The organism is Rhodococcus sp. WB9 (genome assembly GCF_007558985.1).
GTDB classification, from domain to species: Bacteria; Actinomycetota; Actinomycetes; order Mycobacteriales; family Mycobacteriaceae; genus Rhodococcus_F; species Rhodococcus_F opacus.
Genome location: NZ_CP041769.1, coordinates 2,683,476 through 2,695,095 on the forward strand (window position 1 = coordinate 2,683,476; position 11,620 = coordinate 2,695,095).

Genomic DNA, 11,620 nt, shown 5'->3' on the forward strand with positions numbered 1-11,620 from the left:
CGCTCGGACCCCGCGCCGCGGCACCTGACAGACTGGTCTGGTGCTCATCGATCTCCACACTCATTCGACGGCCTCCGACGGAACCGACAGCCCTGCCGACCTGGTGCGCGCCGCGGGGGCGGCGGGACTCGACATCGTGGCGATCACCGATCACGACACGACCGCGGGGTGGGCCGAAGCGGTCGCGGCGTTGCCTGCGGGGCTCGCGCTGGTGCGCGGCATGGAGATGTCCTGCGAGGGGCGCGGTGAGGACGGACGCCCGGTCGCGGTGCATCTCCTCGCCTACCTGTTCGATCCCGCGCACGCGGCGTTCGCACGCGAGCGGGAACGGTTGCGGAACGAGCGGATCGTGCGAATCCGCGCGATGGCCGAGTTGATGATGGAGGACGGTCTTCCCATCGACGCCGACGAGGTGCTCGCGGAGGCGGGACCCGCAGCGGGGCGCCCGCACCTGGCCAGGGCTCTGATGCGCGCCGGTGTGGTGGGCAGCGTCGGTGAGGCGTTCGTGGATCTGCTGGCCCCACGCGGCAGGTACTTCGTCGACAAGTCGGACACCCCACTCGACGACGCCGTGCAACTGGTGGCGGAGGCCGGGGGCGTGAGCGTCCTCGCCCACGGACGGGCCCGCACGAGGGGACGACTACTGTCACTCGATCACGTCCGTGACCTGGCGGAAGCCGGTCTCCACGGGCTAGAGGCACATCACCCCGACCACTCGTCGGACGACGCGCGGGTACTGCAGGAACTGGCCGACGAGTGCGGTCTGGTCGTTACCGGCTCCTCCGACTACCACGGCACGAACAAGGCCATCCGGCTCGGCGAGTTCTCGACGGACACCGACGAATTCGACACCCTCGTATCGAAAGCATCCGGGGTGCAGGTGGTCTCGGCATGAACACGCACGAGTCCGAGCGGTACGACCCTTATGCTCCCATCCTCCCACGGACGGTGACGGCCACCGGACCGCGACGCAGCCCTCTCGTGGTCCGCGCACTGCGCGCCCTCAGCGGGGCCGTCGCCGCCGGCGTGGTGATCCTTTGCCTCGTCGTGATCGGCTCCGCCTACGTGGGCGGCGGCCGGGGCTTCCCCGGCCCGGGGACGATCTCCATCACCGCACACCTGGTCGCGTCCGTGTTCGTGATCGTGGCGCAAAGGTGTGCGGACCGCCGCGACGGTCTCGTCGCCGTGGTCGCATCCGTCGCCGTCCTCGCGGCGGCGGCGCTTCTGCTGGCTACCCAGTGGTGGGGTTGACGGACGCCCGGCGCGTTATGTGAAACCGGCTCTCACAGTGACCCACGGGTAACTTGTTCTCACAGGTAGAGGCCAGAAAACGTGAGACATCTGACTCTCGTGGCAATTTGATTGTGCATCGATATTCGTGCCAGACTTAGCACCACTCCGACGTCGGCGCCACCGCCCTTCGGCGGGGGTTTATGGCAGTGTTGCCAGGGCTCACCCGCCCGTGCCATGACGCTTCGGAAGTTCTGCGGCCATCGTGATCGCGCACCCCGGAAGCTTCACCCTCAGTTGTCGTTCGTGGAGTAACTGTGAAGATCAGCGCCGATCCTCACGGTTACTTCTCAGTAACCCGGCCCCGAGTGAGCCTGGACTTAGCAGGAGTGTCATCGTGTCCATCGTGTCCGAACCCACCACACCGCAGAAGGTCGAGCTGACCGACGAGGAGATCTTCGCCGGCCACATCGGGGGGAAGCTCTCGGTTGAGACCACGACCGCCCTCGATACGCAGCGCGCCCTGTCCATCGCCTACACGCCCGGTGTCGCGCAGGTCTCCCGCGCCATCGCCGCCGACGAAACCCTCGCCGACCGGTACACCTGGACCAGCCGCCTGGTGGTCGTCGTCTCCGACGGCTCCGCGGTCCTCGGCCTCGGCGACATCGGCCCCCGCGCCTCCCTGCCCGTGATGGAGGGCAAGTCCGCCCTGTTCAAGAACTTCGCGGGCCTGAACTCGATCCCGCTGGTCCTGGACACCAAGGACCCCGACGAGATCGTCGAGACCCTGATCCGGCTGCGCCCGAGCTTCGGTGCGGTCAATTTGGAGGACATCTCCGCACCGCGCTGCTTCGAGATCGAAAAGCGCGTCATCGAGGCCCTGGACTGCCCGGTCATGCACGACGACCAGCACGGCACCGCCATCGTCGTCCTGGCCGCCCTCAAGGGTGCGGTCAAGGTCCAGGACCGCGACCTCCACCAGTTGCGGGTGGTCATCTCCGGTGCCGGCGCCGCCGGTGTCGCCTGCGCGAACATCCTGCTCGCCGCCGGGATCGCCGACGTGACGGTCCTCGACTCGAAGGGCATCGTCTCCGCCGACCGCAAGGACCTGAACGAGGTCAAGGTCGACCTGGCCGCGCGCACCAACCCGGCCGGCCGCCGCGGCGGCACCGCCGAAGCCCTCAACGGAGCGGACGTGTTCCTCGGGGTGTCCGCGGGCACCGTGCCGGAGGAACTGATCGCGACGATGGCCAAGGATTCCATCGTGTTCGCGTTGTCGAACCCGGACCCGGAGATCCACCCCGACATCGCCCGCAAGCATGCGGCGATCGTGGCCACCGGACGCTCGGATTTCCCGAACCAGATCAACAATGTGCTTGCCTTCCCCGGGGTGTTCCGTGGTGCGCTCGATGCCGGTGCCCGCCGGATCACCGAAGGTATGAAGCTCGCCGCCGCCGAGGCAATCCTCTCGGTCGTCGGTGACGAGCTGGCTGTAGACAAGATCGTTCCCAGCCCGCTCGATCCTCGCGTCGCCCCCGCTGTCGCGGAGGCAGTCGCCGCCGCTGCCCGTGCAGAAGGCGTCACCGACTAGCGAGAATCCGTCGAGCACCCCGATCCGGAACCCGCACCCACGGTTCCGGTGTCGGGGTGTTTGCCGTTGGGCGACTTCTTCGCTACGACGCGCGCTCGGCGATCTGCTCGGCGCTCGGGTTGCGGCGCAGGCGGCCGGTCCCCGGAACGGACGCCCACACCGCCAGGGCGAGCAGGCCGTCCACGACGAGGGCGAGGATCGTCACGAGCAGTGCACCGACGAGCACCCGGTCGTACTGGCGCAGCGCCAGTCCGTCGAAGATGTAGCGTCCCAGGCCGCCGAGGTTGACGTACGCGGCGACCGTTGCGGTCGCGATGATCTGCAGGGTGGCGTTGCGTAGCCCGCCGAGCATGAGCGGCAGCGCATTCGGGGCCTCGACACGTGTGAGGACCTGCCACTCGGTCATTCCCATCGCGCGGGCGGCGTCCACCACCGTCCGGTCGACGTTCGCGACACCCGCGTACGTGCCCGCGAGCACCGGCGGGATTCCGAGGATCACCAGGGCCAGGATCGGCGGGATCAGACCCAGCCCGAGCAGCAGCACCAGGAACGTCAGCAGACCCAGCGTCGGCAGCGAGCGGAGCGCGTTGACGAGGCCGACCACAACCACGTCGCCCCTGCGCAGATGTCCGATGATCAGACCGATCGGCACCGCGACCACCGCGGACAGGGTGACCGCCAGGAAGCTGTACCAGAGATGTTCGAGGATGCGGGCCCCGATTCCGGTGCTTCCCGACCAGTTACCCGGATCGACGATGTACTCCCATGCGCCACCGAAGATGTTCACGAAGCCTCCCCTGCGGCCGGGGCCGCCGACTGTCCCGCGACCAGCGGCGTGCGCCGGACCCTCTGCTGCCGGGTCCACGGTGTCAGTGCCCGGCCGACCAGGAACAGCAGCAGGTCGAACGCGAGGGCCAGAACGACGATCGCGATGATCCCGGCGAGGATCTGGTCCGGGTAGTCACGCTGGTAGCCCTGGGTGAACAGGGTGCCGAGACCGCCGATCCCGATCAGCGAACCCACCGACACCAGCGAAATGTTGGTCACGGCCACCACTCGCACATTCGCGACGAGAACGGGTAGCGCGAGGGGCAATTCGACGGTCAGGGCCCGGCGGAGCCGGGTGAAGCCCATCGCGGTGGCCGAGTCGACGACGTCGGCGGGAACGGAGTCGAGGGCCTCGGGCACGGCGCGGATGAGCAGGGCGGTGGAGTAGATCGTCAGCGCGATCACCACATTGAGCGGATCCAGGATCTGCAGTCCGACGACGGAGGGGATTGTCACGAACAATGCCAGCGACGGAATTGTGAACGCGATGCCCGCGACGATCAGCGTGATCTTCCGCAGCCAGGACGCACCCCGGATCGCGGTCCCGACCGGGACCGCGATGAGCAACCCGATCAGGAGCGGAACCAGCGCGAGGTAGAGATGGGTCTTCGTCAGGTCGACGACGACCGAGAAGTTGTCGATGAGCCACCGCATCAGATCACGGCCCGTCCGGGGTCGCCGGTTGGGCAGTGAAGAAGTGCTCACCCCTCGCGCGATCCTCGGCCGCCCGCTGCTCGGCCAGCTTCGCGATCACCTCGGAGCCGAGGATGCCGCCGGTGACCGCGCCGTCCGCGTCGACGGCCACTCCGATGCCCGACGGAGACGAGATGGCCGCGTCCAAGGCCTGCCGCAGGTCGGAGCCGGGGGAGAAGAGGGATCCGCCCGCCGCAGTACATTCGGAGACTGGCCGTCCGGCCCGCGCCCCCTCGACGCCGGTGACGTCGATCCACCCCCGCGGTACGCCCGCGTCCGTGACGACCAGGACCCATTCACCCCGCTCGAGCCGGAGCGCCGGCAACTCCTTCTCGGTCGCCGTCCGGATGGTGTGCAGCGGAACCTGATCTGCCGTCCGGAACGACAGTCCGCGGTACCCGCGGTCGCGTCCCACGAACGAGGCGACGAAATCGGTGGCCGGCGCGGACAGCACCGTGTCGGGCGCGTCGTACTGCTGCAACCGGCCACCCGGCCCGAAGACCGCCACCCGGTCGCCGAGTTTGACGGCCTCGTCGATGTCGTGGGTGACAAACACGATCGTCTTGCGCATCTCGGCCTGCAGGCGCTGCATCTCGGCCTGCAGATCTTCGCGGACAACGGGATCGACGGCGCTGAACGGCTCGTCCATCAGCAGGATCGGCGGGTCGGCGGCCAGCGCCCGCGCGACCCCGACACGTTGTTGCTGCCCGCCGGACAGCTGCCCGGGATAGCGGGACGCCAGCGCCGGGTCGAGTCCGACCCGTTCGAGCACCGCCAACGCGGCCTTGCGGGCGTTGCGTCGTGAGTCGCCGCGCAGCACCGGCACGGTCGCGACGTTGTCGACCACCGTGCGGTGCGGCAGCAGTCCGGCGCTCTGGATGACGTAGCCGATGCCGAGCCGAAGCTTCACCGCGTCGGTTTGGGCGATGTCGCGGCCGTCGACCGTGATCGTTCCCGCGGTCGGGGTGATCATCCGGTTGATCATCCGCATCGACGTGGTCTTGCCGCACCCGGACGGCCCGACGAAGACCGTGAACGATTCGGCGTCGATCTCCAGGTCGAGGTTGTCGACCGCCGTCGTGCCGTCCGGGTACTGCTTCGTGACTCCCGAGAATGTGATCACGGCAGGCTCCTCACGAGACCGGCTTGTCGAGCCCCTGGTCCGTCACCCACTGCTTCGCAGCCGCCGCCGGCTCGGTTTTCGCGTCACCCGACACGGAATCGTTAAGCGCGACAAGCTCTTCGGTGGTCAGCTTCGCCGATAGCGCGTCGAGCGCCCGGGTCAGCTTGTCGGAGGACTTGGTGGCGCGCACCACCGGCACGACGTTCTGCGCCGCGAAGTTGTTCTGCGGATCCGCGAGCACCACGAAACCGTTCTGCGCGATCGCCGGGGACGTCGTGAAGATGTCGGCGGCCGTGATCTGTCCCGACGCGAGGGCGTCCACCGTGGCCGGACCGCCGCCGTCGGCGATCGGGACGAAGTTGTCGGCCGTGATGTCCAGGCCGTACTTGGCCTTCAGGCCGGGCAGGCCACCGGGACGTTCCTGGAATTCGGCGGGTGCACCGAACTTGACCTCGTTCGAGTGCGCCGCGAGATCCGCGATGGAGGTGAGGTTCCAGCGCTGCGCCGTCTCCTTCGTGACGACGACGGCGTCCTTGTCCTCGGCCGGGGCCGGCGTGGTGATCGTCAGTTCCGAACCCAGTGCGGCCGGCAGCGCGGCGTCCACGTCGGCGGCGCTCGTGGCCGTCGAATCCGGGTCGAGATACTGCAGCAGGTTGCCCGTGTAGTCGGGGATGACGTCGATCGACCCGTCCTTCAGCGCAGGAATGTAGGCCTCACGGCTGCCGATGTTGAACTTCGTCGTCACGTCGAACCCGTTGGCGCGGAGGACCTCGGTGTAGATGTTGGCGACCGTCTCCGATTCGGGGAAGTTCGCGGATCCCACGATGATCGTGTTCGGGTCGTCACCCGATCCCTCGCCGCCGGCGGACAGGGGGTCGGATCCGCCACCGCACGCTGCGAGCGATACGACGGCCACCGTCGCGAGAGCGATAGTGCCAACGGAGCGGCGGGTGAAGCCCGACAGAATTCGTGAGGTGCGCATGAGCGTCCTTCCCGTTGTCACCGGCGCCGGACCTGCCGACGGAAACCGGTGGACGCGTGTCCGCGCCATCGGTTGGCCAGTGTAACGATAGGGGCGGACAGAGCACGGTTTTCGACCAGCTCGAGGTAAACGAAAGGCGCGACGTGGCACACACACGGACAGACGGATCGGCCGAGCGCCCGGCGGCATGGTCCCGGGCCCTGATCGCCGGGTCCGCGCTGCTACTGGTCGCGGGGGTGGCGTCGGGATGCGCCGGTGGTGACACGACCCTCGACGGTTCCGCGGGGCAGGGGCAGGGCGAGATCGTGGTGGGTGCGGGTGACGGCGCGGAGAGCCGGATCCTGGCCGAAATCTATGCCGGTGCCCTGCGTTCGACCGGGGCGCCGGTCGTCACCGACGGGGGACTCGGCGACCGGACCGCGTACCTCGGGCAGCTCGATGCCGGAAACGTCACGCTGGTGCCGGAGTTCACGGGCGGGTTGCTGCGCTACTACGACCCCGAATCGGCGGCGACGGAACAGGACGATGTGTTCGAGGCGTTGAGCAAGGCTCTGCCGCAGGGGCTTTCGATCTCCGACTTCGCGGCCGCCGAGGACAGGTCGGCGCTGGCCGTGACCTCGCAGACGTCCGGTCAGCTGGATCTCACCACCCTGGACGAACTCGTTCCCTCGTGCAGCAGGAGCACTGCCGTGCTCGCCCCGGCGTTCGAGGCCGACGCGCTTCCCGACCTCACCGGCTGCACGTTCGCGCAGACCCGGACAGTGGCCGACGACGCCGCGGCCGTCGGCGAACTCGCCGCCCCGGTATCGGCGGACGGAGCCGTGCGGGTGGCCGGGGTGACCACCGCGTCACCGGACGTCTCGGACGCCGATCTGGTGCTACTGGCGGACGACGATCACGTGTTCACCGCACAGAACGTGGTGCCGCTGTTCCGGATCGGAACTCTCACCGAAGCCCAGCTGAAGGCGTTGAACGTCGTTGCGGGTGAGCTGACCACCGCGGACCTGGCCGACATGATCGGCCAGGTCCGCGGTGGTGCAGATTCAGCCGACGTGGCGCGGGTGTGGCTCGACGCTCATCTGTGAACCCAGGAACGCCCCGAGTTCCGCGACCGCATCCGCGGCCTCGCGGACCAGGGACGCCTGCAGGTGGGCGACGTGCCACAGCCGGGCGTACTCGGTGAGCGTGACGTCCACGTCCGACTCGTTCAGTTTGTCGACGAATTCCATGATCTGCGGGTAGAGCACCTCGTCGACCCCGACGTGGATCAGCGTCGGCGGTAGTCCCGCCAGATTTCCGTGCAGCGGTGCGTAACCCGGATCGTGTGCGTCCCCGTTGCCCAGGTACTTCTCGGCGGCGTCGAACGACCACTCCGTGTTGACCACGAGATCCCGGTCCCGGGACGTGTCCTGCCTGCCGGGATCGACCCACGGGGCGATCAGCGCCAACGCGGCCGGAGCGACACCGTGCCGGTCGATCAGGCGGCGCGCGGTGGCGACCGTCAGGCCACCGCCCGCCGAATCACCCGCGATCGCGAGTTGCTCTGTCTCGTAACCGTGTTCGGTGTTCAGTTCCAGGTACGCCGCGACCGCGTCCTCGAGCCCCGCCGGGAACGGATGCTCCGGGGCCAGCCGGTAGTCGAGGGTGTAGACGACACTGCCGGATTCCCTGGCGATGTGAGCGGCCAGCGAACGGTGCGTGGCGAGCGAACCGATGGTGTACGCCCCACCGTGCAGGTAGAGCACGGCGGTCCGGCGTTCGGTGGCTCCCACCGTGATTCGCTCCGCCGGTCGCCCGGCCAGCGAGGTCGGGCGGACGACGGCACCTGCAGGGACCTGCTGCAGCGGGGCGCCGAGGTCGAGGATCGCCCTCTGGACGGTGTGCGGAAGCCGGGCGTTGAGGCTGAGGCGGTAGAACGGCCGGAGTGCCGTCGCGACGACCGGCAGCGGCAGGTGGAAGCTCATCGGTACCTCAGTTCGACTTGGGGAGGACTCGTCCGGCGACGAGGGCAACCACACGCTGGTAGCTCGGTCCGACGAGCCGCACCCAGGCGTCGAGGAACTTGGCGTCGGCGCCGATCAGGACGCGCGGCTTGCCCTTGCGGACACCGTTCACGATGGTCGCCGCCGCCGCTTCCGGAGTGGTGCGTGCGAGTTTCTGGTCGAAGAACTTCGCGAACGTGTCGAGGTCCTCGCCCGGTCCCGCGGTGGCGTTGCGGGCGATGGCCGTCTTGATGCCACCGGGGTGCACACACGTCACCTTGACGGGGTGTTTGGCGATCAGCATCTCCTGGCGCAGCGACTCGGTGAAACCGCGCACCGCGAACTTCGCCGAGTTGTACGCGCTCTGACCCGGCATGGACAGCAGCCCGAAGAGGCTCGAGACGTTCACGACGTGGCCGTCGCCCGACGCGATGAGATGCGGCAGGAAAGCCTTGGTGCCGTTGACGACTCCCCAGAAATCCACGTCCATGATCTTCTCGATGTCCTTGAACTCGGACTTCTCGAACTCGCCGTGGTAGGCGATGCCGGCGTTGTTGTACACCTGGTTGATCTTGCCGAAGTGCGCCCGTACCTCGTCGGCGTACGCGAGCACGGCCTCGCGCTGGGTGACGTCCAGGTGATCGGCCTTCACCTCGGCGCCCAACGCCTCGGCCTGGCGTGCCGTCTCGGCGAGCCCGACCGTGTCCATGTCCGAGATCGCCAACCTGGCACCCCGGCCCGCCAGGTTGAGGGCGAGCGCCCTGCCGATACCGGAACCGGCTCCGGTGATCACGACTACCTTGCCTGCGAACTCGCTCACTGTGCTGTCACCTTGTCGTCGTCGAGGTCGATTTGTGCCGGGATGGCGGCGGGGCCGGGGGTCTTGCCGTTCACGTGCACGGGTGCTGGCAGATCGGCGGTGGCCACGCTGTCGTATGCGGTGAGGTCGAAGCGCTTCGTCTCGTTCCGGAACTGGAACGTGAAGCCCGGCCACAGCGTGGTGTTGTTGCCGTGCTTGTCGAGGTACCAGCTCGCGCACCCACCGTTGTTCCAGACGCTGTGCGACAGCTTCTCCTGGAGTTCGGCGTTGTACCGGTCCTGGGCGTCCTGACGGACCTCGATCTTGCCGATGCCGTACTTGTCGAGCGTTCGAAGGGCGTCGACGAGGTAATTGAGCTGCGACTCGATCATGTAGACCATCGAGGTGTGGCCCAGGCCCGTGTTCGGGCCCACCAGGAAGAACATGTTGGGGAAGTTCGCGATCGCCGCGCCCTTGTAGCCCTGCTGGCCGCCCTCGTCGAAGACGTCGGCGAGCGAGCGCCCGTCCTTGCCGAAGATGCCCTCGAACGTGGGGGAGTCGGTGACGTGGAAGCCGGTGGCGACGACGATGGCATCGACTTCGCGGACGGTGCCGTCCTTCGAGATCACCGAGTTGGCCGTGACCTCGGCGATGCCGTCGGTCACCAGGTCGACGTTGTCCTGCGCGAGGGTGGGGTAGTAGTTGTTCGAGATCAGCATGCGCTTGCAGCCGATCTGGAAGTTCGGCGTGACTTTCTTGCGCAGATCCCTGTCCTTGATCTGGCGGCGCAGGTGGCGCTCGGCCGCGAGCTGCAGCGGCTTCATGAAGACCGGGGCCTTCGCGAGTCCGACGACCTGGCTCTCGCGCATCCAGTAGATGCCGGTGCGGCACAGCTTCTGGAAGCCGGGGAGGTATTTGAACGCGGCGTGCTCGAGCTTCGTGTACTCGCGGTCCGCACGGGGCAGGATCCACGGCGCCGTGCGCTGGTACACGTCGAGGTGCGACACCTTCTTGCCGATGGCGGGCACGATCTGGATGGCCGAGGCGCCGGTGCCGATGACGGCGACGCGCTTCCCCGTCAGGTCGGCGTCGTGGTTCCAGCGGGCGGAGTGGAAGATCTCGCCCTGGAAGCCTTCGATGCCTTTGATGTCCGGGAGGGACGGCTCGCACAGCGCGCCGACCGCGGAGACGAGGACCTTCGCGACGAAGTTCCCCTTCGTGGTGGTGACCTCCCAGCGGGTGGTCGAATCGTTCCAGTGGGCGGACTGCACGTCACAGCCGAACAGGTGCTTGTCGCGCACCTTGTACTTGTCGGCCACCGACTGGATGTACTTCTGGATCTCCGGCTGCGTCGAGAACGACCGGGTCCACTCCGGGTTCAGTGCGAACGAGTAGGAGTACAGATGTGAGGGAACATCGCACGCCGCGCCCGGGTACGTGTTGTCTCGCCAGGTACCACCGACGTCGGTGCCGCGTTCGAGCACGAGGAAGTCGGTCTTGCCTGCCTGGGTCAGCTTGATCGCCGCGCCGAGGCCGGCGAACCCGCTGCCGATGATCAGCGTGTCGATGTGCCGGACACCTGCGGTGGTGGCGGAAGTATCTGTGACGGGGAGACTCATGTAAGAAACAATAGGGCGCTATTGAGGGGCAGTCAATAGCCTATTGACCTTCATTCAGTAGTCTTGTCTCATGGACGTCGTGAAGCGGACCCGTCTCAGCCCCGAACAACGGCGCGCGCAACTGATCGATCTCGGTGCCAAGATGCTGGCGCAGCGCCCGTTGGAGCAGATTTCCGTCGAGGACATTGCCGATCAGGCGGGTGTCTCCCGCGGCCTCCTGTTCCACTACTTCGCGTCCAAGCACGACTTCCACCTCGAGATCGTCCGGCACACCAGCAGCGAGATGCTCGCCCGCACCGCCCCCGACCCGTACGTCGGGGAAGCGCGGGATCCGATGCAGATCCTGCGCTCGGTGCTCGCGTCGTACGTCGACTACGTCAGCGAGAACCGGGGCACGTACGTGTCGCTCCTGCGGGGAACGGCGAGTGGCGACCCGGATATGCGCGCCGTCTTCGAGGAGACCCGAGCCGTGATGTCCGAACGGACCCTCGAGCAACTGCCTGCGATCGGCATCGAGCCCACCCGGGCGGTCGAACTCGCGGTCCGGGGCTGGATCGCCTATGTCGAGGAAGTCACGATCACCTGGCTGCGCGACCCGCACCTGACCCGCGACGAACTAATCGAACTCAACGTTCAGGCCCTTCCCGCGCTCGCCGTCGCCGCCGCACCCGAGATCGCCGCCGCGCTGGTGTCGGCCACCGCGACCCGACACCCCTAGTACTCGGGGCACGCCCGTAGTACCCGCGGGTGACACCGGTTCGTTCCCCGGCGTG

General features: G+C 67.7%; 12 protein-coding genes. 5 read left to right on the plus strand and 7 right to left on the minus strand.

All coding sequences use genetic code 11. From position 1 onward, the window contains the following. The first annotated feature begins 40 nt into the window (after nucleotides 1-40). The 3 genes from FND50_RS12405 (at nucleotide 41) to FND50_RS12415 (ending at nucleotide 2,821) form a co-directional block, all read left to right on the plus strand. The gene (locus FND50_RS12405; RefSeq protein WP_144285962.1) at nucleotides 41-895 is read left to right on the plus strand and encodes a PHP domain-containing protein; all 855 of its coding nucleotides are present in this window, start codon (nucleotides 41-43) and stop codon (nucleotides 893-895) included. Continuing rightward, nucleotides 892-1,251, plus strand: a complete 360-nt coding sequence (locus FND50_RS12410; protein WP_144285963.1) for a hypothetical protein — start codon at nucleotides 892-894, stop codon at nucleotides 1,249-1,251. The genes FND50_RS12405 and FND50_RS12410 overlap by 4 nt, the downstream gene beginning before the upstream one ends. A 376-nt stretch (nucleotides 1,252-1,627) precedes the next feature. Continuing rightward, nucleotides 1,628-2,821: an NADP-dependent malic enzyme gene (locus FND50_RS12415; RefSeq protein ID WP_144285964.1), complete on the plus strand. Its 1,194-nt coding sequence runs from the start codon at nucleotides 1,628-1,630 to the stop codon at nucleotides 2,819-2,821. Nucleotides 2,822-2,903: 82 nt separating this feature from the next. Here FND50_RS12415 and FND50_RS12420 read toward each other — a convergent pair whose 3' ends face one another. Genes FND50_RS12420 through FND50_RS12435 form a run of 4 tightly spaced genes read right to left on the minus strand, consistent with a single transcriptional unit; the run spans nucleotide 2,904 to nucleotide 6,447 of the window. After that, nucleotides 2,904-3,608, minus strand: a complete 705-nt coding sequence (locus tag FND50_RS12420) for an ABC transporter permease (protein ID WP_144285965.1) — start codon at nucleotides 3,606-3,608, stop codon at nucleotides 2,904-2,906. Beyond that, nucleotides 3,605-4,303 carry an ABC transporter permease gene (locus tag FND50_RS12425; RefSeq protein WP_005560756.1) on the minus strand — a complete coding sequence of 233 codons (699 nt, stop codon included), beginning with the start codon at nucleotides 4,301-4,303 and terminating at the stop codon, nucleotides 3,605-3,607. The genes FND50_RS12420 and FND50_RS12425 overlap by 4 nt, the downstream gene beginning before the upstream one ends. 4 nt (nucleotides 4,304-4,307) lie before the next feature. Then, complete coding sequence (locus FND50_RS12430; protein ID WP_144285966.1) at nucleotides 4,308-5,465, minus strand: ABC transporter ATP-binding protein; 1,158 nt, start codon at nucleotides 5,463-5,465, stop codon at nucleotides 4,308-4,310. A gap of 10 nt (nucleotides 5,466-5,475) precedes the next feature. Beyond that, nucleotides 5,476-6,447: an ABC transporter substrate-binding protein gene (locus FND50_RS12435; protein WP_005253730.1), complete on the minus strand. Its 972-nt coding sequence runs from the start codon at nucleotides 6,445-6,447 to the stop codon at nucleotides 5,476-5,478. Nucleotides 6,448-6,590: 143 nt separating this feature from the next. On the opposite strand from FND50_RS12435, the gene FND50_RS12440 reads away from it, so the two are divergent. Further along, nucleotides 6,591-7,532, plus strand: coding sequence for an ABC transporter substrate-binding protein (locus FND50_RS12440; RefSeq protein WP_144285967.1), 942 nt, complete (start codon nucleotides 6,591-6,593; stop codon nucleotides 7,530-7,532). On the opposite strand, the gene FND50_RS12445 is transcribed toward FND50_RS12440, so the two are convergent. The 3 genes from FND50_RS12445 to FND50_RS12455 are packed head-to-tail and all read right to left on the minus strand — an operon-like array spanning nucleotide 7,491 to nucleotide 10,847. Further along, a complete protein-coding gene (locus FND50_RS12445; protein WP_144285968.1) occupies nucleotides 7,491-8,411 on the minus strand; it encodes an alpha/beta hydrolase in 921 nt (306 codons plus the stop codon). The two genes, FND50_RS12440 and FND50_RS12445, sit on opposite strands and share 42 nt — an antisense overlap. 7 nt (nucleotides 8,412-8,418) lie before the next feature. After that, a complete protein-coding gene (locus FND50_RS12450) occupies nucleotides 8,419-9,249 on the minus strand; it encodes an SDR family oxidoreductase (protein WP_007295720.1) in 831 nt (276 codons plus the stop codon). Further along, nucleotides 9,246-10,847 carry an NAD(P)/FAD-dependent oxidoreductase gene (locus tag FND50_RS12455; RefSeq protein WP_144285969.1) on the minus strand — a complete coding sequence of 534 codons (1,602 nt, stop codon included), beginning with the start codon at nucleotides 10,845-10,847 and terminating at the stop codon, nucleotides 9,246-9,248. Before FND50_RS12455 ends, FND50_RS12450 begins: the two co-directional genes overlap by 4 nt. 70 nt (nucleotides 10,848-10,917) lie before the next feature. Here FND50_RS12455 and FND50_RS12460 point away from each other — a divergent pair, with 70 nt between their 5' ends. Next, nucleotides 10,918-11,565 (plus strand): TetR/AcrR family transcriptional regulator, encoded by a 648-nt coding sequence (locus FND50_RS12460; RefSeq protein ID WP_144285970.1) that lies wholly within the window; start codon nucleotides 10,918-10,920, stop codon nucleotides 11,563-11,565. The last annotated feature ends 55 nt before the right edge of the window (nucleotides 11,566-11,620 follow it).

Bases quoted from the DNA above. Each gene is read 5' to 3' on its own strand.
- FND50_RS12425 (WP_005560756.1), bottom strand. From the start codon at position 4,303: ATGCGGTGGCTCATCGACAACTTCTCGGTCGTCGTCGACCTGACGAAG.
- FND50_RS12455 (WP_144285969.1), bottom strand. From the start codon at position 10,847: ATGAGTCTCCCCGTCACAGATACTTCCGCCACCACCGCAGGTGTCCGG.
- FND50_RS12445 (WP_144285968.1), bottom strand. From the start codon at position 8,411: ATGAGCTTCCACCTGCCGCTGCCGGTCGTCGCGACGGCACTCCGGCCG.
- FND50_RS12435 (WP_005253730.1), bottom strand. From the start codon at position 6,447: ATGCGCACCTCACGAATTCTGTCGGGCTTCACCCGCCGCTCCGTTGGC.
- FND50_RS12460 (WP_144285970.1), top strand. From the start codon at position 10,918: ATGGACGTCGTGAAGCGGACCCGTCTCAGCCCCGAACAACGGCGCGCG.
- FND50_RS12410 (WP_144285963.1), top strand. From the start codon at position 892: ATGAACACGCACGAGTCCGAGCGGTACGACCCTTATGCTCCCATCCTC.